The organism is uncultured Roseobacter sp. (assembly GCF_947492555.1).
GTDB lineage: Bacteria > Pseudomonadota > Alphaproteobacteria > Rhodobacterales > Rhodobacteraceae > Roseobacter.
The window spans coordinates 34,083-56,204 of the sequence record NZ_CANLNE010000003.1 but is presented as its reverse complement, the minus strand read 5'-3'; the positions used below and the strand labels follow the sequence as shown (position 1 = coordinate 56,204).

Genomic DNA, 22,122 nt, shown 5'->3' with positions numbered 1-22,122 from the left:
ATGTCTGCCTGTTGTTATTGGTTTGCGCGAGATTACCACCATTTCGCAGGCTTGGCCACAAAGCCAGCGGCCTGCTCGAGAACATGAGCGGTGCACAGCAGATCGGCTTCGGCCCAGGGCTGACCGATCAATTGCAGCCCCAAAGGCAGGCCCTGTTTATCGAGCCCTGCGGGCACGGCGATACCGGGAAGACCAGCGAGGTTCACCGTGACGGTAAAGACGTCGTTGAGGTACATGGCGACCGGGTCCGCATCCGTCATTTCGCCCAGACCAAAGGCGGCGGAAGGTGTCGCCGGTGTCAGGATCGCGTCGATACCTTGGGCAAAGACATCTTCGAAGTCTTTCTTGATCAGCGTACGTACCCGGCGGGCGCGGTTGTAATAGGCGTCGTAGAATCCTGCGGAGAGCACGTAGGTGCCGATCATCACGCGGCGCTTGACCTCGTCTCCAAAGCCTTCGGCGCGGGTTTTCTCATACATCTCGGTGATGCCATCGCCCTGATCGAGCTTGGCGCGGTGACCGTAGCGCACGCCGTCGTAGCGGGCGAGGTTTGAGGAGGCCTCGGCCGGTGCGATCACGTAGTAGGCAGGCAGGGCGTATTTGGTGTGCGGCAGAGAGATATCGACGATCTCGGCACCTGCATCCTTCATCATCGCGATGCCGTCGGACCAGAGCGTTTCGATTTCCTCCGGCATGCCATCCATTCGGTATTCCTTGGGGATGCCGATTTTCTTGCCCCGGATGTCGCCGCTTAGAGCCGCCTCGAAATTGGGTACAGGCAGGTCGGCCGAGGTGCTGTCCTTGGGGTCGTGGCCGCACATGGCTTCGAGCATGATCGCGGCGTCGCGCACGGATTTGGTCATCGGCCCCGCCTGATCTAGGCTCGACGCGAAGGCCACGATGCCCCAGCGCGAACACCGCCCGTAGGTGGGCTTGATCCCGACGGTGCCGGTGAAGGCGGCAGGCTGGCGGATCGACCCGCCGGTGTCGGTGCCGGTGGCCGCAAGGCAGAGGTCGGCGGCCACAGCGGATGCAGACCCCCCGGAAGAGCCACCCGGGGTCAGCTGCGCGTCATCATTGCCGCGCCGCCAGGGGTTCACGGCGTTGCCGTAGGTGGAGGTTTCGTTGGACGAGCCCATGGCAAATTCGTCCATGTTGAGTTTGCCCAACATAACCGCGCCTGCGTCGGCAAGGTTTTGACTGACAGTGGATTCGTACTCCGGCAGGAAGCCTTCTAGGATGCGTGAGCCTGCCTGGCTCGGCACGCCCTTGGTGCAGAAGAGGTCCTTGATGCCGATGGGCAGGCCGCACATTGCGGGAGCGTCGCCTTGAGCAAGCCGTGCATCTGCTGCCGCGGCACGCTCCAGTGCCAAATCCGGCGTGTGATGCACGAAGGCGTTGAGCGCGCCGGCACTTTCGATGGCGCTCAGGCAGGCTTCGGTCAGCTCTTTGGACGTTGTCTCGCCCGCGCGCAGGGCATCGCGGGCGGCACTCAGGGATAATTCGTTCAGCTTGCTCATCACTCAACCACCTTCGGCACGGCAAAAAATCCCTCGCGGGCATCGGGCGCATTGGAGAGGACCTTGTCCTGCTGATTGCCATCGGTGACCGCGTCCACGCGGCGCTTGAGCACCTGCGGGGTGACCGACGTCATCGGCTCCACACCCTCGATATCCACCTCGTTCAACTGCTCGATAAACCCCAGAATGGTGTTGAATTCGCCGGCAAGCGCGGGCAGCGCCTCGGGCTCAACCTTGATCCGGGCCAGCTTGGCCACGCGGGCGGCGGTGGTCTCGTCAATGGACATTGCGTTTCCTCATCTGCTTGGCATCGGCGTTTAGCGGTCCGCGCGGGCCTTGCCAAGAGCGGCGCGCAGGTAAACCGCGATCATCCAGCCAAGCATCAGCCCGTTGAGCAGATGCCACGCGAAATGCGTGCCCAGGGGCCAGTTTGGACAAAGCGGCATGTCGAGTGTCCGGAAGGTGAGCGACAGGATCAGGAGGCCGGCGCCGATGGCCAGCCCGCGCGCGAGCTGCGGTGCGCGGCGGTACAGCAGCAGCGCGTAGATCAGAATCAACAGTGGCACGGGCGCGTAACCTGCCGATGATCCGAGACCGGGCACCTTCTGGAAAAGCGGCACGGTGAGAGCGGCGTAGGGGATGAAGAGCGCGGTCGCCCCCAGCGCGATGAGAGGAGACATGCCCCAGCCCACACGGTTGATTGCAAAGATATAGATCAGAATGAAGGCTGCGATGGGCAAGACATCGGCCAGGGCCGCCCAGGTCTGCGCATGGGTGTGAAAGAGGTAGCTGCCGACCCCGATGGCGAAGAGTGTAGCGCAGAGAAGCTGCGCCAACCTGTCCCCCTGGCTGCGCTGCCACATGGCGATGGCTGCCAGAATGAAGGCGAGGTTGGTCACCGCGTTGATTGGTTCGGCCCAGTAGTCAGGCCCCATGCGTTCGCAGTAGCTGTCGATGGTCCGGGTCCAGTCCATTCGGGTCTTTCTACATCAGTTGGCGGGCAAGGTGGCCTGAAAGCCCACCCTACCTGCGGGCGGTGAAGAAGGCGCGCAGATAGGCCTCTGATTCTGCGGCGGCGATACCGTCAAAGATCTCTGGCACATGGTGACATTGCGGATGCGCAAAGACGCGGGCGCCTTGGGCAACACCGCCGGATTTGGGATCGCTTGCGCCATAGTAGAGCCGGGCCACGCGGGCCGTCGCGATGGCAGCGGCGCACATCGCACAGGGTTCCAGCGTGACGTAGAGTGCATGGTCGATCAGCCGTTCGGTTCCGGCTCCGGCACAGGCCGCGCGGATCGCCAGTATCTCCGCATGGGCCGTCGGATCGTTCAGTTCCCGCGTCCGGTTGCCTGCCGCCGCAACGACATGCCCTGCGGGGTCCACCACCACCGCGCCCACGGGCACTTCGCCGCGTTTGGCGGCGGCGCGGGCCTCGGACAGCGCCGCCTGCATATGCGTGTTGAATTCCATGCCCCATGAGTGCCCGCAAAGCGCGCCCTTTCGCAAGCCCCGCAAAGAGGCTATGGCAGGCGCATGTCCAAGCCTGATCCTGAAACGCCCGCTCCCAAAACGCATGACGGCGAGCGCATCGCGAAAATCCTCAGCCGCGCCGGTGTTGCCAGCAGGCGCGAGGCGGAGCGTATGATTGAGGCGGGACGGATTAGTGTGAACGGGGCGCAGATCACCTCGCCTGCGCTGAACGTGACCGACGCGGATGAGATCACGGTGGACGGAAAACCTCTGACGGCCCCGGAACCGCCACGGCTTTGGCTTTTTCACAAGCCGACCGGGCTGGTCAGCACCGATCACGATGAGAAAGGCCGAGAGACGATCTATGCCGCCCTGCCCGAGGACATGCCCCGGGTGATGAGCGTCGGGCGGCTTGATCTCAATTCCGAAGGGCTTTTGCTGCTGACCAATGACGGCGGCATCAAGCGCAGGCTGGAGCTGCCCTCGACCGGTTGGCTACGGCGCTACCGGGTGCGGGTCAACGGGCGCCCCACGGATGCCGTGCTGGAGCCGCTGCGCAAGGGCGTGACGGTCGATGGCGAGGCGTTTCAGCCGATGACGGTCACGCTGGATCGGCAACAGGGGGCCAATGCCTGGCTGACCATTGGCCTGCGCGAGGGACGCAACCGCGAAATCCGGCGGGCGCTGGCCGACGTTGGCCTGTCCGTGAACCGCCTGATCCGGGTCAGTTATGGCCCTTTCCAGCTCGGAGAACTGAAACCCGGCGCCGTCGAAGAAGTCCGGCGCAAGATCATGCGCGATCAATTAGGGCTTGATGCGGGCGATGACACCGGCACCGCTACGAAAAAGCCAACCCAGGCGACGCGCAGACGGACGTCCCGCCCGCCACAATCCAAACCCAAATCTCCCCCCCGTCGCGCCCAACGCCCCAAGCGTTAGGCGCTCGGCTGACGCATTCGCGCGATAATTCCCCCTCGCAACGACGCGTTTCTGGCATCAAATATGTAAAAACCCATGGCACAGGATGCCTGAGCGTGGTCAGAATGGCACAGAACACGCCCGGGCATCGGTAAAACTGGTCAGCGGCAGCGCATACGCCTATATTTGCGATAACGTCGGTCTGGGGAGACACAATGACGCCGAGTACGTTTCAAAAATTCGCCTATGTGGCGCTGCTTGTCCTGATGACGGGCGTGGCGTCCGGCATTCTGGGCGGTCTTTGACGCATGGCGAAACGGTTCGGCGGAAAATACAGCCCCCACGGAAGCCCGGAAACCGCGAACCCGCCGGCGCGATCCGCCTATAGCGGTGCCAAGGTGGACCCTGTGGGTGCCCGTGCAAACCTAATGTTTCTGCCTGCCGTGGTGCTGCTGTTCATATCGCTGACCCAAGGGGCGCTGGGGATGAGCCTCGGCCTCGCCGGTGCGGGCGTTCTGGCCCTCGGAGCGTGGATGCTGCGCGGCGGGCTGGTGGCCGAAGCCGCATGGCGCGGCCGTAAGGTGGCGCGCCGCCCGGCTGTCCCCCGCAAGATCCTTGCTGCCTGTCTCGCGGGTGTTGGCACCGCGCTCGCCGCGCTCAGCCATGACGGCAATCTGATTGCCGCGATCCTCTTCGGCGCGGCGGCTGGCGGCTTGCATCTGGCTGCTTTCGGCATCGATCCGCTGACCAGCAAGGGCATGGAAGGCATCGACACCTTCCAGCAGGACCGCGTAGCCCGCGTGGTCGATGAGGCCGAAGCCCATATGGCCGCGATGAACGACGCGCTCAAACGCTCCGGCAACCTGCGCGTGATGACCCGGATGCAGCAATTTCAGCACGTGGTGCGCGACCTTATCCGCACGGTTGAGGAGGACCCCCGTGACCTGACGGCGGCGCGCAGGTACCTCGGCGTCTATCTCTTGGGTGCGCGCGATGCCTCGGTGAAATTCGCTGATATCTATGTCCGCTCACAGGACATGAAAGCCCGCGACGACTACCTCGCCCTGCTCGACGACCTGGAACGCAACTTCACCGACCGCACCACCAAACTAATGCTGGATGATCACAGCGATCTTACGGTCGAAATCGAGGTCCTCAGGGACCGTTTGCAACGCGAAGGTGTGCGTCTGGACTGACGTCGCCCAAGGACAAAGGATTTAAACGAATGAGTGAGACAATACGCGAGAAAGCCGCCCAGGATCTCAAGATGGTCGAGGAAGTGACCGCCGTGGTGCTGCCCGAACCGGCGGATGCAGGCGCCATTGTGCCGCTGGCCGACGCCGATGCCCCCGTGAGTGCGGAGATTTCCAAGCGGATGGCCGAGATCGACATGGAAGACACCAATTCCATTGTCGCCTTTGGCTCCCGCGCGCAGGTCGAACTTCAGGAAATCAGCCAGGCGATGCTCGGCGGCGTCCGCAACAAGGATGTGGGGCCAGCGGGTGACAGCCTGCGCAACATCGTGACCACCATTCGTGGCTTTTCCATTGACGAACTCGACGTGCGGCGCAAGCGCAGCTGGTGGGAAAAGCTGATGGGCAAGGCAGCACCCTTTGCCAAGTTCACCGCCAAGTTCGAAGAGGTGCAGGACCAGATCGACCGCATCACCGACGAGCTCTTGAAGCACGAACACACGCTGCTGAAAGACATCAAATCGCTCGACATGCTCTATGAAAAGACGCTGCAGTTCTATGACGAGCTGGCGCTCTATATCGCTGCGGGGGAGGAAAAGCTCAGCGAGCTGGACGAAAAAATCATCCCCGCCAAGGCCGCAGAAGTCGAAAAAGCCCCCGAAGACGATCAGGTCATGGTCGCGCAGGAGCTGCGCGACCTGCGCGCCGCACGTGATGATCTGGAACGCCGGGTGCATGACCTGAAACTGACCCGTCAGGTGACCATGCAGTCCCTGCCCTCGATCCGGCTGGTGCAGGAAAACGACAAAAGCCTCGTGACCAAGATCAATTCGACGCTGGTGAACACCGTGCCGCTCTGGGAGACGCAGCTGGCACAGGCCGTGACGATCCAGCGGTCAGCGGAGGCGGCACAGGCCGTGCGGCAGGCCAATGATCTGACCAACGAATTGCTGACCGCCAATGCCAAGAACCTGCGCGAGAGCAACAAGATCATCCGCGAAGAGATGGAGCGTGGCGTATTCGATATCGAGGCCGTGAAACAGGCCAACGCGGATCTCATTGGCACCATCGAGGAGTCGCTGCAGATCGCGGATGAGGGCAAGGCCCGGCGTGCCGCTGCCGAAACCGATCTGCAGGAGATGGAGGCGAAATTGCGCGACACGCTGGCCAGCGCCAAAGCCAAGGCCACCGGCCTTGGTGATACCGCCGCCACCTCCGTGCCGAACTGAGGCACGGTGGCGCGGCGCCAGACCTTCCTGCGCTGGGGCGCGCTCGGCATTGCCGGTGCGGCGTTGATCGCCTGTGACATCCCGCAACCCGTGGCGGCGGTGAAAACACCGCGCGCCCGGCCCAGCGTTCTGGCCGAAACCCAACTGCGCCCCACCTCGGAGGCCAGCGCGGCCCTGCGCAGCTATCTGGTTCAGGTGCAGGCGGCCCAACTCAACCAAGGGCTGCTACGCCAGGATGGTGGCGGACCCGACACGCCCTTCACCTCAGAAATGCTGGCGCGAAATTTTGAACGGGTCGTGTTTTTCAACGAATATGATCGCGCCTTGCAGGGACGCGGCGGCGAAAGCCCGCTGCGCCGCTGGGCCGGGCCGGTCAGAATTAGCACAATCTTCGGAAACAGCATTCCACCCTCGCAACGCAGCGCCGATGGTGCCGCTATTCGCGGCTATGCCCGTCGTCTGGGTCAGATCACCGGGCATCCGATCAATACGTTCGGCCCACCGAATTTCGTGGTGATCGTGGCCAGCGAAGATGACCGCAGCGACGCGCTGGATGCCGCTGCCGCCCGTGTGCCCGGCATCACGCCGGACAGCCTCAACGCCCTGCGCAGCCTGTCGCGCGACACCTATTGCGCGGTCGCAGCCTATGCGGCGGGCTCCGATGCAAACACCTACACAGCAGCGGTTGCTGTGATTCGCGCAGAAAATCCCAGCCTGCTGCGGCTCAGCTGCATTCACGAGGAACTCGCACAGGGCCTTGGCCTTGCCAATGACAGCCGCGATGCGCGCCCGTCGATTTTCAACGATGACGACGAGTTTGCCTTGCTGACCCGCCATGATGAGCTGCTGCTAAAGATGCTTTATGATCCGCGCCTCGAGGCCGGCATGTCAGCATCTGAGGCTGCGCCGATCACCCGCACCATTGCCCGCGAGTTGAAAAACGGGCCGATCTGAGACTACGACGTAAAGGACTGACCGATATGGGTATTTTTGACTTTCTTTCCGGTGAATTCATCGATGTCATCCATTGGACGGACAACACCCGCGACACGATGGTCTGGCGGTTCGAACGTGAGGGCCACGAGATCAAATACGGCGCGAAGCTGACGGTGCGCGAAGGTCAGGCGGCGGTTTTCGTGCACGAGGGCCAGCTGGCGGATGTCTTCACCCCCGGTCTCTACATGCTTGAGACGAACAACATGCCGATCATGACAACGCTGCAGCACTGGGATCACGGCTTCAAAAGCCCGTTCAAATCCGAGATCTACTACGTCAACACCACGCGGTTCAACGATCTGAAATGGGGCACGAAAAACCCCATCATCTGCCGTGATCCGGAGTTTGGGCCCGTGCGCCTGCGCGCCTTCGGCACCTATTCGATCAAGGTCAGCGATCCGGCGAAATTCCTCGTCGAGATCGTCGGCACGGACGGCGAATTCACCATGGATGAGATCAGCTTCCAGATCCGCAATATCCTCGTGCAGGAATTCTCGCGCACCATTGCACGGGCGGGTATTCCGGTCATGGACATGGCCGCCAATACCCGCGAACTGGGCCAGCTCGTGGGCAAGGAGATCGCCGCGCAGCTCGCCGAATACGGGCTCGCGATGCCGGAGCTTTACATCGAAAACATCTCGTTGCCCCCCGCCGTTGAGGAGGTGATGGACAAGCGCTCCTCCATGGGTGTTATCGGAAATCTCAACGAATACATGCAGTTCCAGGCTGCCGAAGCGCTGGGGCGTGACGGTGCAGGTGCTGCGGCCATTCAGACAGGTCTCGGTGCGGGTCTTGGCATGCAGATCGGCAATGCTGCGGCACAACAGGGGCCGTGGGGTGCCCGTGCCGCCGTGCCACCGCCCCCGCCGCCGGTTGAGCATGTCTGGCATGTCGCCGAAAACGGCCAGACCAGGGGGCCCTACTCCAAGGCCGCCCTGGGCCGCATGACCACCGACGGCGCGCTGACCCGCGAAAGCATGGTCTGGACGCCCGGACAAGATGGCTGGATGCGCGCCGAGGATGTGGCCGAACTGGCGCAGCTCTTCACCGTGCTGCCGCCGCCACCCCCGCCCCCCGGGGCATAAGATGCGGCAGGCGATCATCCCCGAAAGCCTGGCAGAGGCGGCCCGGGCAACCGGGTTTTCCCCGGCCATCCGTGCCGGTGACTTCTTATTCCTCACGGGCGCCACCGGTGCTGCCGCCGATGGCACCATGCCGCCGACCGCGCCGGAGCAGGCGCTGAATGCGCTCGGCAAAGTCCAGCTTGTGCTTGCCGAGGAGGGGGCAACAGAGGCGGATATCGTCGAGCTGACAAGCTATCACACCGACATCGACGCCGATTTTTCCGGCATCCAGGGCGTTCTGGACGATTTCTTCACCGGGCCACTGCCCGCGTGGACAGCCGTTGAAATCGCCGGGCTGCGCAGACCCGGCGCGCGGGTGGAGTTCCGTGTCGTTGCCCATCACCCGAAACGCGGGCCGCGCTGAGATGCGCCGCCGCGCAACCATCTTGCTGCACTGGCTGGTGCTGACCCTCCTGATGCTGGTGCTGGCCTCCGGCCTGCAAAGCGGTGCCCTCAATGCGGCCTTCGGGCTCGCGGGTCTTGCCATGGCGGCGCTGGCGCTTGCCTTCGGGCTGATGAACGGCCCCGGCCCCAAGCTCGACGGTGTTTTGCGCAGCGCCCACCCCTGGCTCAGCCGGGGGATGTACATATTGCTGGCATGGACGTCGTTCAGCGCCCTCCTGCTTGCGTTCGGCACTGTCCTTCCCGGCCCGACCGCGCGCGATCTGATGGTAGCGCTTTTTGCCGCCTCCGCGCTGCACGCGATTTTTCACCTCTGGCGCCACACCGCCCTCGGGGACGGCGCGCTGCGGCGGATGACGCCAAGACTCCTGCACGGCATGCTATGACCACACAGACCGAAGCGCCGCCGACAGAACATCATTTCCCCTGCGACAATTGCGGCGCTGATCTGCGGTTCGACCCCGGGGAACGGCAACTCGTCTGCGATCACTGCGGCAACCACCAGTCTCTCGCGGGTGGCCCGTGGACCCGTCCCCAGATCCGGGAACTGGATTTCGAGGCGGCGCTGAACAAGACCCTGCCCGCGATGGAGATGGAGGAGACGCGCGTCTCCAAATGCCCGAACTGCGCGGCAGAGGTCGAATTCGACCCGGACATCCATGCCACAGAATGCCCGTTTTGCGCCACACCCGTCGTTACAGACACGGGCAAGCACCGGCACATCAAACCACGGGGCGTCCTGCCTTTTGCACTGGATGAGGCAACGGCGCGCGTGGCAATGACCGATTGGCTCGGACGGCTATGGTTCGCGCCGAACGGGTTGCAGGACTACGCGCGCAAGGGCCGCCGGATGCAGGGGATCTACGTACCCTATTGGACCTTCGACGCGGATACCAAATCTGCCTATACCGGCGAACGCGGCACGGTCTATTACGAAACCCGAACCGTCATGCGCGACGGCAAGCGCACACGGGTGCAGGTGCCGAAAGTCCGCTGGCGCGGCGTGCGGGGCCGGGTTGCGCGGTTCTTCGATGATGTGCTTGTGCTGGCCTCGCACTCGCTCCCCAAACGCTTCACCGACGCGCTGGAGCCTTGGGATCTGGACGGGATGGAACCCTATGCGCCCGAGTATCTCGCCGGGTTTCGCGCCGAGGGCTACGCGGTGACGCTCAAGGAAGGGTTTGTCGAGGCGCGCCAGAAGATGGATGCAATCATCGCTCGCGACATCCGGTTCGACATTGGCGGCGACCGGCAACGCATCCACAGCGTGGACACGCAGATGCAGGACATCACCTTCAAACACGTACTGCTGCCGGTCTGGCTGGCGGCCTACAAATACCGGGGGGAGACGTATCGCTTCGTGGTGAACGGGCGTTCCGGCAAGGTGCAGGGAGAACGCCCGTGGTCCACCATCAAGATCGCTGTGGCGGTCATCCTGGGCCTCGTGATTGCGGCAGGCGTCGGCTATCTGGCGGCGATGAACCAATGAGTGACATCGATGTTCTCACACGCCTGCTCGAGGCACGCTATTCCTGCCGCGCGTTCCGGCCCGATCCGGTGCCGCGTGCAGTGATCGAACGGATCGTGGGTGCCGCGCGCCACGTACCCTCGTGGTGCAATGCGCAACCCTGGCAGGTCACGGTGACCACGCCTGAGGCCACCGACCGCTTTCGCACAGCACTGCAACAAGCCGCCGAACACGACAGCGCGGCACCCGATCTGGCATGGCCCGACGGCTATCCGGGCGTCTACGGCGACCGTCGGCGTAGCTGCGGCTGGCAGCTTTATGACGCGGTGGGCGTCGAGAAAGGCGACCGCGCCGCCTCCGCCGCGCAGATGAAGCGCAACTTCGATCTCTTCGACGCGCCGCATGTGGCGCTGGTCTCCAGCCCGCGTGCCTTGAGTGGCTACGGCGCGATGGACACTGGCGGTTTCGTCACAGCCTTCACGCTGGCCGCGCGGGCGCTCGGCGTGGACAGCATCGCACAGGCCGCGGTCGCCTCTTACCCGGATGTGGTGCGGGAGCACTTTGACATCAGCGATGATCGAATGATCCTCTGCGCGATTTCCTTCGGCTATGCCGATACGGATCATCCCGCCAACAGCTTCCGCACCACACGTGCCGAGGTAGCGGACATCATGGCGTGGCGCACATGAGAGCGCTTGTTCAACGGGTACGGGATGCACAGGTCACGGTGGAGAGTGCCGTGGTCGGACGCACAGGGCCCGGCCTGCTGATTCTCGTCTGTGCCATGCCAGGCGATGATGAAGAAGTCGCCACCGCCCTCGCCACCAAGATCTCGAAATTGCGGATTTTCAGAGATGAGGCGGGCAAGATGAACCTCAGCCTTACGCAGACCGGCGGCGGTGCGCTGGTTGTCAGCCAGTTCACCTTGGCGGCGGATACCTCGCGGGGCAACCGCCCCGGCTTTTCCGGCGCGGCCAAACCGGATGTCGCCGAGGCGCTCTATCTGCATTTCGCTGACACATTGAAGGGGCTTGGCATTGCCACCGAAACCGGCCGTTTCGGAGCCGAGATGCAGGTGCAATTGACCAATGACGGCCCCGTGACCCTCTGGCTGGATACCGATACACCATGACTGACCTTCGAACGCTCTTTGATGCCGGGGTGGCTGCCGTGCGCGGTGACAACTCCGTCACGGCCAGCCTTGCGACAAAGCCTGTTGCGGCACCGGATAGGATCATCGCCGTGGGCAAGGCCGCGACCGCAATGGCTCGTGCCGCGCATGTGCTCTTTCCTGAAACGCCCCTGTTGATCGTGACGAAGTACCACCATGCAGACGGTGCCCCCGCGGCGGCGGAGGTTATCGAAGCAGCGCATCCCGTGCTTGATGAAAACAGCATCAGCGCAGGCACGCGGGTCCTGGAGGCCGTGCAGAATATGGCTGCAGGCAGCCACCTGATGCTGCTGGTCTCAGGCGGGGCCTCCGCGCTGGCTGAAGCTCCGGCGGGTGGGTTGAGCCTGGATGATCTGAAAAGCCGCGCGCAGCAGATGCTGGCCTCGGGCGCTGATATCCACGCGATGAACGCGGCGCGGACAAAAACCAGCCGGGTCAAGGGTGGTAAACTGCTGGGCGCATTCGGCGGTGCACGTGTGACCACACTGGCGATTTCCGACGTGGAGGGCGACAGCCTGCAGGTGATCGGCTCCGGCATCGGCGCAGCCCCCGTCGAGTCTGCGTTTACCTTTGAGGCGCGCATCGTGGCGAGCAATGCCATCGCCCGCGCCGCTGTGCGCCAGACGGCCAGCGATGCGGGGCTGGCCGTGGGGCACGATGAAGAAACGCTCTATGCTGACGTGAACGTAGTTGCGCGGCGGATTGCCGCCGCTCTGAAAGACGCGGAACCGGGGATACACCTTTTTGGCGGTGAACCCACGGTCGTTCTGCCCCCCGACCCCGGTCAGGGCGGGCGCAACCAGGCGCTGGCCCTCCTGCTGGCGCGGGAAATTGCGGGCGTCAGCGGTCTGCAAATCCTGGTAGCGGGCACAGATGGCACGGATGGGCCCACGGATGCGGCTGGGGCCATCATCGACGGTGCAACCTGGGAGGCCTCCGGGCAGGAGGCGCTGGATCGCGCGGATGCTGGTGCATGGTTGCAAGCGCGCGGCGCTTTGCTGAAAACCGGGCCCACGGGCACCAATGTGATGGATCTGGTGATCGCGCGGAAATCATGAGCATCGCAGAAAAGGTGGCCTGAAAGCCCACCCTACCTGCCAATCCAGAAGTTCCGGCATATATCCGGGGTTGCTGCCGCTTGACAACTTTCGCCGTCAGGGCAACCGTCTGCGCATGACGCTCGATAACACCCTCCGCGACATCGAAGAAGTGCCGGATTTCGGCCTCACCCTCGGCGATGGATGCCGCCTGTCTGCCCGGGTCTGGCGCCCAGTGGATGCAGGTGATGATCCGGTGCCGGTGATCCTGGAATACCTGCCCTATCGCAAGCGCGACGGCACCTGCGCCCGTGACGCGCTGACACACCCGTGGTTTGCCGCGCGGGGCTACGCCTGCGTGCGCGTCGACATGCGCGGCAATGGCGATAGCGAAGGTGTGATGGCGGATGAGTACACGCCTCAGGAGCTCTCTGACGCTGTGGAGGTGATCGAAATGCTGGCGGCGGAGCCCTGGTGTTCCGGCACCGTCGGCATGATGGGAATCAGCTGGGGCGGGTTCAACGGGTTGCAAGTGGCGGCCTTGGCGCCGGAGCCGCTGAAAGCCGTCATCACGCTCTGCTCCACCGTCGACCGCTTTGCCGATGACATCCACTACAAGGGCGGCTGTCTGCTGAATGAGAACCTCGGCTGGGGGGCAACCATGTGGTCCTATTCCTCCCGCGCGCCCGACCCGGCCTTGCGGGAAAACTGGCGCGAGCTCTGGTTGCAACGCCTTGAAAACGAGCCCTTCCTGCCCTCCGTCTGGTTGCGCCACCAGCGCCGGGATGCGTATTGGCGGCACGGGTCGGTGATCGAGGACTACAGCGCGATCAAGGCCAAGGTGCTGGCCATTGGCGGCTGGGGGGATGCGTATAAAAACGCCGTGCCGCAACTGGTGCAGGCGCTGCCGGGGGCCAAGGGGATCGTCGGCCCCTGGGTGCACAAATACCCGCATTTCGCCGTGCCGGAACCGCGCATCGGTTTTTTGCAGGAGGCGCTGCGGTGGTGGGATCACTGGCTCAAGGGCATCGACACCGGCGTGCCGGATGATCCCGACTATCGCGCCTACCTGATGGACTCCGTTCCGCCCGCGCGCTGGTACACAGAGCGCCCAGGGCGCTGGGTGGCCGAAGCCGATGGCGCAATCAGCCATATCCCGCACCGCACGCTGTACCTGTCCAAACACGGGCTGTCGGACGGGCGCGGCCCGATTTCGGTGCCGGTCAACTCACCACAGGACTGCGGGGCGGAGGCCGGAGAGTATTGCGCCATCTGGCTTGGCCCGGAGATGCCCGGCGACCAGCGCGGCGATGATGCGATGTCAGCCTGTTTCGACACGGCGGCCGCAGACCATGACACCGATATCTTTGGCGCGCCCAAGGTGCGACTGCAGCTCTCCTCGGATCAGGCGCAGGCGCGAATCGCGGTGCGCCTCTGCGACGTGCATCCCGACGGGTCCTCCACCCGCATAACCTACGGCGTGCTGAACCTCAGCCATCGCGAGGACGCCGAGGAGCCGGTGCCGATGCCCATTAACGCGCCCGTGCCGGTCGAACTCTGGCTCGACACCATCGCCTACCGCCTGCCCAAAGGGCACCGCCTGCGCCTCGCGGTCTCCACCAGCTACTGGCCGCTGCTGTGGCCCGCGCCGAAAGCCGCCACCGTCACCCTGCTGGGCGGAAGCCTGCACCTGCCCGTGCGCCGTACAGCGCGCCAGGACGAGGTCAGCTTTCCGCCGCCCACGGCTGCGGACCCTTGGCAAACCGAGACCCTGCGCGATGCCAGTAACACCCGCACCCGCGAGGTCGATATGGCCAGCGGGGTTGTCACCCTGCGCATCGAAGACGATTTCGGCAAGATCCGCGACAGCGACCACGGGCTGATCAATGGCTCTGTCGCGCGTGAGGAATGGGCGATCCACCCGGATGATCCGCTTTCCGCAACCGGTGCGTGTCACTGGACCGATGAATTGGAGCGGGACGACGTCCGCCTGCGCACTGAAACCCGCTGCCGGATGTGGGCAGATGCAACGCATTTCCACCTCACCGCGCGGCTGGAAGCCTATGAAAACGACGTCTTAATCTACGAACGCGACCATTCCGACAGAATCGAGCGCGATCACCTGTGAATCTGGCGTTACAGAATGTGATCAAAAGACCTTGCGACAGGCCCCGAAATGCGCAAGCCTTACGCATCACCAGAACAAAGATGCGCTTCAGACGCACGATTCCAACCGGGAGACCCACATGACCGATCAACTCAAACACCTCAGTGAAAAAGTGACCAAGGGCCTGATGACCCGCCGCGAATTCGTCGGCCGGGCCGCGGCCCTCGGCGTCACCGCCGCTGTGGCAAACTCGATGCTGGCAAGTGCGGCCAAGGCTGCAGGCCCTGTACGCGGCGGCACGCTCAAGCTCGGCGCCTCGGGTGGCGAAAGCACGAATACACAAGACCCCGCCCTCACCGCCTCCGAGGTACCGCTCTACAACCTGCGCCACTGGGGCGAGACGCTGGTCGACGTGGGCGCGGACGGCAATATCGAATACCGCATGGCCGAAAGCGTCGAAGGCTCCGCCGATGCCAAGCAGTGGGTGTTCAAGATCCGCAAGGGCGTGCCCTTCTCCAACGGCAAGGACATGACACCCGAAGACGTGCTGATGACCATGCAGCGCCACTCAAATGAGGACAGCCAGTCCGGCGCGCTCGGCATCATGCGCGGCATCGAAGACATGAAGGTCGATGGCGACAACTTCATCGTGAACCTCAGCACCGGCAACGCCGACCTGCCCTACCTGATGGCCGATTACCACCTGATGATCCAGCCCGGCGGCGGCATGGACGATCCCGGCGCAGGTATCGGCACCGGCCCTTACACCATCGAATTCGACGAACCCGGCGTGCGCCACGGCTTCAAGCGTCGCGAGGATTACTGGGACGCCGAGAACCGCGGCTTTGCCGAATTCTCCGAACAGCTGGTGCTGAATGACGCCACCGCGCGGACGGCGGCGCTGCAATCGGGCCAGGTGCACATGATCAACCGGGTCGACCCCAAGGTCGCGAGCCTGCTGGACCGCGCGCCGAACCTCAGCGTGAAATCCACCGCCGGGCGCGGCCACTATGTGTTCATCATGCATGTGGACACCGCCCCCTTCGACAACAACGAACTGCGCCTTGCGCTGAAATACGCGATCAACCGGCAGGAGATGGTCGACAAGATCCTGCGCGGCTATGGCTCGATCGGCAACGACTTCCCGATCAACGCCGGCTATCCACTCTTTGACACCTCGATCGCGCAGCGCGCCCATGATCTGGCCAAGGCGGCGGAGCATTACAAGAAATCCGGCCATGATGGATCGCCGATCATCTTGCGCACAGCCGATGGCGCTTTCCCGGGTGCGGTCGATGCCGCGGCGCTCTTCCAGCAATCCGCGCAGGCCGCGGGCATCCCGCTGGAAATCAAGCGCGAGCCCAACGATGGATATTGGTCCGAGGTCTGGAACGTCCAGCCCTTCTGCGCCTCCTACTGGGGCGGACGCCCAGTGCAAGACCAGATGTATTCCACCGCCTATCTCTCCACCGCGGACTGGAACGACACCCGCTTCAAGCGGCCCGAGTTCGACGAGATGCTGCTGGCCGCGCGCGCCGAGATCGATGAGGTCAAGCGCAAGGAGATCTACTCCAAGATGGCGGTCATGCTGCGCGACGAAGGCGGCCTGATCCTGCCGATGTTCAACGATTTTGTCGGTGCGATCGCCGCCAATGTCGGCGGCTGGGTGGATGATCCGAACGGCCCACTGATGAACAACAAGGCCCCGATCAAATGCTGGCTGACAGACGCGTAACGCGTAGGTCCGGCAGATGCACCCGATCCTGAAACTGGTTGCCCAACGCCTCGCGTTGGGCCTCCTGCTGCTCTTCGCCGCTTCGATTCTGATCTTTGTTGGCACGGCGATCCTGCCCGGCGACGTGGCGCAATCCATCCTCGGCCAATCCGCAACGCCTGAGGCGCTCGCCAATCTGCGCGCCGAACTGGGCGTGGATCAACCCGCGATCACCCGGTACTTCAGCTGGCTGGGGGGCGTGCTGCAAGGCGATCTGGGCACAGCGCTCACCAATGGCCGTGACATCGCCGAAAGCCTCAGCACCCGTTTGGGCAACACGCTGTTCCTCGCCTTCTGGGCCGCGCTCATCGCCGTCCCGCTGGCGATCACGCTGGGGCTGCTAGCGGTGCGCTACAAGGATCGTTGGCCCGACAAGCTGATCTCCGCAATCACCCTGACGACCATCTCCATCCCCGAGTTCATGATCGGCTACCTCCTGATTTTCTTTTTATCGATCCAGTTGCCGCTTCTGATCGGCGGCATGGAATTCCTACCCGATGGCCTGCAGTCCTGGCTGCTGTCGAACCTGCGGTTTTCCTCCGTTGCGTTGATGAACGACAGCATGACGCTGATAGAAAAGATCAAGTCCATCACCCTGCCGATCATGGTGCTGACACTGGTGGTGCTGGCGCACATGATGCGTATGACCCGCGCCGCCATCCTGAACGTGATGCAATCAGCCTACATCGAAACCGCCGAACTCAAGGGCCTCGGCATGCTCAAAATCATCCGTAAACACGCATTTCCCAACGCCATCGCCCCCATCGTGAACGTGGTGATGCTGAACCTCGCCTATCTGGTGGTGGGCGTCGTAGTTGTTGAGGTCGTCTTCGCATACCCCGGCATGGGGCAGTACCTGGTCGACCACGTGAGCAAACGTGACGTACCGGTGGTGCAGGCCTGCGGGCTGATCTTTGCTGCTGTGTATATCGGGCTAAACCTGATCGCCGATATCGTCTCGATCCTGGCCAATCCAAGATTGAGGCATCCGAAATGACTAGACAAGTCTCCGATTTTACCTGGTCATTCCGCGCTGACAGAGCGGGTTTGCAAAACAGACTTGCGGAGGCTGATGCCCCGCCGCAGATAGTGCACCGACCACAAGCCAGCGGGCGCGGCGCCTTGCGCGCCAGCGCGACAACACCATCCAGCCATCCCCGAAAGCCGCTGACATGAGAATCCCCCTCGCCGCCCTCATCGGCCTCTTCTTCACGGGCCTCTTCTTTGCACTGGCAATTTTCGCCCCGCTGATCGCCCCATACGGCATGGCCGAAGTGGTGGGCGATGTCTGGGAGCCCCCTTCCGACCAATTCCTGCTAGGCACTGACAGTATCGGGCGCGATCTGCTCAGCCGCATGATCTACGGCGGTCAAACCACCATCTTCATCGCCACCGCGGCAACGATCCTCAGCTTCGTGATCGGCTCCGTGCTGGGCTTCTTCGCCGCCGTCTCCGGCGGCTGGATCGACCAGAGCATCAGCCGCTTCGTCGACCTGATCATGTCGATCCCCACCCTCATCTTCGCGCTTGTCGTGCTCTCGGTGATGCCCACCACCATCACCATCCTGATCGTGCTCATGGGCCTGCTGGACTCAACCCGCGTCTATCGCCTCGCCCGCGCCGTGGCCGTCGACATCACGGTGATGGACTACGTCGAGGCCGCGCGGCTCCGCGGCGAAAAAATCGGCTGGATCATCTTCCGCGAAACCCTGCCCAACGCGCTCTCGCCGCTGGTGGCCGAAATGGGCCTGCGCTTCATCTTCGCCGTGCTCTTCGTCTCCACGCTCAGCTTCCTCGGCCTCGGCGTACAGCCGCCGCAAGCGGACTGGGGCGGCATCGTGAAAGAGAACAAGGAAGGCATCAACTACGGCATCTCCGCCGCCCTCTACCCCGCCTATGCCATCGCGGTGCTCTGCATCTCGATCAACCTCGTGGCCGACTGGGTCCTCAACCGTACAACCTCGCTGAAAGGAGGCCGCGGATGATCGCGTCGCTTGCCCGCAAACGACGCCCGGCAGTGCAGTGCGCAGCACTGTGCGAGAGGGGCCGTCGCCACATTACTGGCCAAAGGGTCGGCGGGCGGGCGCCTTTGGCGCAGCCAAACAGACCAGCCGCCGACACATCACAGGACAGACCATGACAGACCCCCTCCTGAAAGTCCGCGGCCTCAAGATCGGCGCCACGATCTACCCGCCCGGCGAAAAATCCCGCGACATCGAAATCGTACATGGTGTCGACTTCGATCTGGAACCGGGCAAGGTCCTCGGCCTCATCGGTGAATCCGGCGCTGGCAAATCCACCATCGGCCTTGCCTCCATGGCCTACGGGCGCGGCGGCGTGGAAATCACCGGCGGCACAGTCGAGGTCAACGGCCGTGACATCCTGCAATCCGGTCTACGCGATGTGCGCCGCCTGCGCGGCGCCGAAGTCACCTACGTCAGCCAATCCGCCGCCGCCTCCTTCAACCCCGCCAAACAGATCATGGAGCAGGTCACCGAAGCGGCCATCTTCCAGAACAAATTCTCCAAGGCCGAGGCCGAGGCCCGCGCGGTGGAGCTCTTCCGAAAGCTTGGCCTGCCCGATCCCGAGAATATCGGCGCGCGCTACCCCCACCAGGTCTCCGGTGGCCAGTTGCAACGCTGCATGACCGCGCTCGCCCTCTGCCCCGAGCCTGATCTCGTGGTCTTTGACGAGCCCACAACCGCCCTCGACGTCACCACCCAGATTGACGTGCTCGCCGCGATCAAGGAGGCGATCCGCGACACCGGGGTCGCCGCCCTCTACATCACCCACGACCTCGCCGTCGTGGCCCAGGTCTCCGACCACATCATGGTGCTGCAGCAGGGCGCCATGGTCGAATACGGCACCACCGACCAGATCATCAATGACCCGCAGGAAGACTACACCAAGGCGCTGGTCTCCGTGCGCTCAATCACCCACGAGGAAAAGAAGCCCACCGCCACACCGGTCCTCAAGGTCGAAAATATCACCGCGCGCTACAGCGGCACCAACTTCGACGTTCTGAAAGACATCAACGTCGAGCTGCACCCCGGCCAGACCCTCGCGGTGGTGGGCGAATCCGGCTCCGGAAAATCCACCCTCGCCCGCGTTATCACCGGGCTCCTGCCGCCAAGCCAAGGCTCCATCACCTTCGATGGGCGTCCTCTCACACCCGACCTAGCCACCCGCCCTCTCGAAGACCTGCGCGAGCTGCAGATGATCTACCAGATGGCCGACACCGCAATGAACCCGCGCCAGACCGTGGGCACCATCATCGGCCGCCCGCTGGAATTCTACTTCGGTCTCAAGGGCGCGGAAAAGCAACGCCGCATCCAGGAGTTGCTCGACGAGATCGAACTGGGCGAGGGCTTCCAGGACCGCTACCCGGCCGAACTCTCCGGTGGCCAAAAACAGCGCGTCTGCATCGCCCGTGCACTCGCCGCCAAACCCAAGATGATCATCTGCGACGAGGTCACCTCCGCGCTCGACCCGCTGGTGGCCGACGGCATCCTCAAGCTATTGCTGGAACTACAGAAAATCGAAGACGTGGCTTACCTCTTCATCACACACGATCTCGCAACCGTGCGCGCCATCGCCGATAGTATCGCGGTAATGTATCAGGGCTCTGTGGTGCGCTACGGGCCTAAATCGCAAGTGCTTAGCCCGCCTTTTGACGACTACACCGATCTCTTGCTGAGTTCTGTTCCGGAAATGAAATTGGGGTGGCTGGAAGACGTGCTTGCCCATCGCAAGATGGAGAGCGCAGGGAACTGATCCGGCTTCCGCAGAAACAAAAGCCCCCGACGTTCAGGCCGGGAGCTTTCGCATCATTACCCACATTGTCAGGATTTGCGTCTGCGCAAGAGTCCAAACCCGACAACACCCAGTACCAGGAACGGCAGCGACGCCGGCAGCGGCACAACGGTTGGGACATCCGTTGCCTGTGCAGATGTCACATTATCTATCCCGAAAACATCATTGTTGACCCCTTCGAAATCAACTCGGGTGAAGGGCGTATCTGAGATAACACCAAAGAAGTTCAAACTGCCTGCAGCCGTGATGTCCGGTGTGAAAGTCTCGCCGAGAATATTGATTTCCGTGCGCAGCTGCCCATCGTTGAAGTTGAAAAAATCCGCACCAACAGCCAGAATAGGCGATGCAAACTCAATCGCCGCATCGAACACCGAAGAGGTGAAAATGTTCAGTGCCGTGGTGCCGTTTCCGTCAATCTCGGATTGCACGGGGGGCGCATCGATAATGCTGTTCCCAAAGGAGCCATCATCATCGGCAATGATGGTCAGCCCCCCTACGGTCGCTGACCCGCCCGCAAACGAGACGTCTTCGGTTATCGCATCAAATGTCTCAAGGGTGACCGGACCAGTCAGGGCCGCCTCAAAAAGAGCGCGATCAGTAAAGACATCAAAGGTAGCGGCGGAGGCGGAACCCGCGATCAGCGTCGCGGTCGCAAGAGAAAACGCAAATTTGGACATCGTGACTCCTGTTTCATAGTGACTTCAGGTGTCAGAATAGAGTGAAACGATCCGCTTGCCTGCAAAATTTCTACCATAGGGGGAATCCTGCCATAAATTGGCGCCCGTAGGAATCATCTCGCCGACCGCCGATTTTTTAAGCTGACACACTCAAGACGTCATCCGCCCATCTCCTGATTGTGTCGACTCAACCAGCCATCTCATGGTGCCCGCGAAAAAGCGGCACAAGCTGGTCCTTTGACTGCATGCCCTGCACCGTGTGACGCAACCCGCCTTCGCCGTCAAAAAGAAGCAGGGTCACATTGCCAACCCCATGCCGAACGGCAAATGCCTGACCTTCCGGCGTATTGATATCGGCGATCAGGTAGACCAGATCACATTCACCAAATTCCTTCAGGGCCTTGCGTGTCTGCTTTTGGAGCGCTGTGCAGGTCGGACATTGCGGGTCGTGCACCTGGACATTGATATCGGCGATCAGGTAGACCAGATCACATTCACCAAATTCCTTCAGGGCCTTGCGTGTCTGCTTTTGGAGCGCTGTGCAGGTCGGACATTGCGGGTCGTGCACCTGGACGACGACTGGCTTGCCCTGCCCCAGACGGCCAAGATCATGTTCGGCGGCATAGGCCCGGTATGATCCAACCCCGAAATAACCACCCCCGGCAAGGATCACCGCACCAATGCCACCATTGCGCAGCAGTTTCAGCATATCCCGGCGAGAAGGCCCCGCCATCGCCGTGGTAATGGTTGTTCCGGTTTTCGATTTTCGCTTCTGTGACTTGCGGGATTTGCTCACGTGCTGCTCCTTCCGGTTCCAATACGCGAAACCTAGAGGGTGCCCGACAGCTCGTGCAAAAACTTTCCCAAGAAATGGCTTTCACAATCCCGTGGGTTTAGTGTGGTCAATGCAGGAGATGCACATTGTCGCCTGCGCACATGACGTATTAAAATCGCTGCAGTGCGGATGAACGATCAAGTGCTCAAAAATGCCAATTCCAGAATGCTTGAACAGATTTCGCTTGGCCGGTGACCAGTGATCTGGTCGGCGCGACATCATCTGGTGCATTGGTAGATGCTGAGGCGACGATCATGTCCCGCGTTGTCGTGTCCGCATACGGAAGAGTTTTGCCCGAAATCGAGCGGCTGACACGCCGGGTGTGAATTTTTCATAGTAGGTCGCAATCTTCGTTGCAGACAGCTTTCGAGCAGCTACTGATAGT

General features: G+C 62.6%; 23 protein-coding genes. 17 read left to right on the top strand and 6 right to left on the bottom strand.

The features are described 5' to 3' along the window. Nucleotides 1-32 precede the first annotated feature (32 nt). Genes gatA through Q1A07_RS13320 form a run of 4 tightly spaced genes read right to left on the bottom strand, consistent with a single transcriptional unit; the run spans nt 33 to nt 2,993 of the window. Nucleotides 33-1,520, bottom strand: a complete 1,488-nt coding sequence (gatA, locus tag Q1A07_RS13335) for an Asp-tRNA(Asn)/Glu-tRNA(Gln) amidotransferase subunit GatA (RefSeq protein ID WP_299782109.1) — start codon at nt 1,518-1,520, stop codon at nt 33-35. Then, complete coding sequence (gene gatC, locus Q1A07_RS13330) at nt 1,520-1,807, bottom strand: Asp-tRNA(Asn)/Glu-tRNA(Gln) amidotransferase subunit GatC (RefSeq protein WP_299782106.1); 288 nt, start codon at nt 1,805-1,807, stop codon at nt 1,520-1,522. Before gatC ends, gatA begins: the two co-directional genes overlap by 1 nt. A 30-nt stretch (nt 1,808-1,837) precedes the next feature. Beyond that, nucleotides 1,838-2,494: a ceramidase domain-containing protein gene (locus Q1A07_RS13325; RefSeq protein ID WP_299782104.1), complete on the bottom strand. Its 657-nt coding sequence runs from the start codon at nt 2,492-2,494 to the stop codon at nt 1,838-1,840. Between the two features lie 49 nt (nt 2,495-2,543). Further along, nucleotides 2,544-2,993 (bottom strand): nucleoside deaminase, encoded by a 450-nt coding sequence (locus tag Q1A07_RS13320; RefSeq protein WP_299782102.1) that lies wholly within the window; start codon nt 2,991-2,993, stop codon nt 2,544-2,546. Nucleotides 2,994-3,056: 63 nt separating this feature from the next. Between Q1A07_RS13320 and Q1A07_RS13315 the strand changes: the two genes are divergently transcribed. The 16 genes from Q1A07_RS13315 to Q1A07_RS13240 all read left to right on the top strand — a co-directional run bounded on the left by Q1A07_RS13315 (nt 3,057) and on the right by Q1A07_RS13240 (nt 20,186). Then, on the top strand, nt 3,057-3,932 hold the full coding sequence (locus Q1A07_RS13315) for a pseudouridine synthase (RefSeq protein ID WP_299782100.1): 876 nt from the start codon (nt 3,057-3,059) through the stop codon (nt 3,930-3,932). 287 nt (nt 3,933-4,219) lie between these two features. Beyond that, a complete protein-coding gene (locus Q1A07_RS13310) occupies nt 4,220-5,107 on the top strand; it encodes a 5-bromo-4-chloroindolyl phosphate hydrolysis family protein (protein WP_299782098.1) in 888 nt (295 codons plus the stop codon). A gap of 29 nt (nt 5,108-5,136) precedes the next feature. Then, entirely contained in the window at nt 5,137-6,333 is a 1,197-nt protein-coding gene (locus tag Q1A07_RS13305; protein WP_195818456.1) for a toxic anion resistance protein, read from the top strand. 6 nt (nt 6,334-6,339) lie between these two features. Next, nucleotides 6,340-7,287, top strand: a complete 948-nt coding sequence (locus tag Q1A07_RS13300) for a DUF2927 domain-containing protein (RefSeq protein WP_299782095.1) — start codon at nt 6,340-6,342, stop codon at nt 7,285-7,287. Between the two features lie 26 nt (nt 7,288-7,313). After that, the gene (locus Q1A07_RS13295) at nt 7,314-8,414 is read left to right on the top strand and encodes an SPFH domain-containing protein (RefSeq protein ID WP_299782093.1); all 1,101 of its coding nucleotides are present in this window, start codon (nt 7,314-7,316) and stop codon (nt 8,412-8,414) included. A 1-nt stretch (nt 8,415) separates the two neighbouring features. Next, on the top strand, nt 8,416-8,817 hold the full coding sequence (locus Q1A07_RS13290) for a Rid family hydrolase (RefSeq protein ID WP_299782091.1): 402 nt from the start codon (nt 8,416-8,418) through the stop codon (nt 8,815-8,817). 1 nt (nt 8,818) lies between these two features. Continuing rightward, nucleotides 8,819-9,241, top strand: a complete 423-nt coding sequence (locus Q1A07_RS13285; RefSeq protein ID WP_299782089.1) for a hypothetical protein — start codon at nt 8,819-8,821, stop codon at nt 9,239-9,241. Then, nucleotides 9,238-10,344: a TFIIB-type zinc finger domain-containing protein gene (locus tag Q1A07_RS13280; RefSeq protein WP_299782087.1), complete on the top strand. Its 1,107-nt coding sequence runs from the start codon at nt 9,238-9,240 to the stop codon at nt 10,342-10,344. The genes Q1A07_RS13285 and Q1A07_RS13280 overlap by 4 nt, the downstream gene beginning before the upstream one ends. After that, nucleotides 10,341-11,012, top strand: coding sequence for a nitroreductase (locus Q1A07_RS13275; protein ID WP_299782086.1), 672 nt, complete (start codon nt 10,341-10,343; stop codon nt 11,010-11,012). Before Q1A07_RS13280 ends, Q1A07_RS13275 begins: the two co-directional genes overlap by 4 nt. Next, on the top strand, nt 11,009-11,455 hold the full coding sequence (gene dtd, locus Q1A07_RS13270) for a D-aminoacyl-tRNA deacylase (RefSeq protein ID WP_299782085.1): 447 nt from the start codon (nt 11,009-11,011) through the stop codon (nt 11,453-11,455). The genes Q1A07_RS13275 and dtd overlap by 4 nt, the downstream gene beginning before the upstream one ends. Then, entirely contained in the window at nt 11,452-12,552 is a 1,101-nt protein-coding gene (locus tag Q1A07_RS13265; RefSeq protein ID WP_299782084.1) for a DUF4147 domain-containing protein, read from the top strand. The genes dtd and Q1A07_RS13265 overlap by 4 nt, the downstream gene beginning before the upstream one ends. A gap of 115 nt (nt 12,553-12,667) precedes the next feature. After that, on the top strand, nt 12,668-14,659 hold the full coding sequence (locus tag Q1A07_RS13260; RefSeq protein ID WP_299782083.1) for a CocE/NonD family hydrolase: 1,992 nt from the start codon (nt 12,668-12,670) through the stop codon (nt 14,657-14,659). A 118-nt stretch (nt 14,660-14,777) separates the two neighbouring features. After that, complete coding sequence (locus Q1A07_RS13255; protein WP_299782081.1) at nt 14,778-16,373, top strand: ABC transporter substrate-binding protein; 1,596 nt, start codon at nt 14,778-14,780, stop codon at nt 16,371-16,373. A 16-nt stretch (nt 16,374-16,389) separates the two neighbouring features. Beyond that, a complete protein-coding gene (locus tag Q1A07_RS13250) occupies nt 16,390-17,409 on the top strand; it encodes an ABC transporter permease (protein WP_299782079.1) in 1,020 nt (339 codons plus the stop codon). Nucleotides 17,410-17,584: 175 nt separating this feature from the next. Then, nucleotides 17,585-18,397, top strand: a complete 813-nt coding sequence (locus Q1A07_RS13245; protein WP_299782077.1) for an ABC transporter permease — start codon at nt 17,585-17,587, stop codon at nt 18,395-18,397. 151 nt (nt 18,398-18,548) lie between these two features. After that, nucleotides 18,549-20,186 carry an ABC transporter ATP-binding protein gene (locus Q1A07_RS13240; protein WP_299782075.1) on the top strand — a complete coding sequence of 546 codons (1,638 nt, stop codon included), beginning with the start codon at nt 18,549-18,551 and terminating at the stop codon, nt 20,184-20,186. Nucleotides 20,187-20,254: 68 nt separating this feature from the next. On the opposite strand, the gene Q1A07_RS13235 is transcribed toward Q1A07_RS13240, so the two are convergent. Both Q1A07_RS13235 and Q1A07_RS13230 read right to left on the bottom strand, forming a co-directional pair. Continuing rightward, nucleotides 20,255-20,902, bottom strand: a complete 648-nt coding sequence (locus tag Q1A07_RS13235; protein ID WP_299782073.1) for a VPLPA-CTERM sorting domain-containing protein — start codon at nt 20,900-20,902, stop codon at nt 20,255-20,257. 187 nt (nt 20,903-21,089) lie between these two features. Continuing rightward, entirely contained in the window at nt 21,090-21,698 is a 609-nt protein-coding gene (locus Q1A07_RS13230) for a hypothetical protein (RefSeq protein ID WP_299782071.1), read from the bottom strand. A 230-nt stretch (nt 21,699-21,928) separates the two neighbouring features. Here Q1A07_RS13230 and Q1A07_RS13225 point away from each other — a divergent pair, with 230 nt between their 5' ends. Further along, nucleotides 21,929-22,063, top strand: coding sequence for a hypothetical protein (locus Q1A07_RS13225; protein WP_299782069.1), 135 nt, complete (start codon nt 21,929-21,931; stop codon nt 22,061-22,063). Nucleotides 22,064-22,122 lie beyond the last annotated feature (59 nt).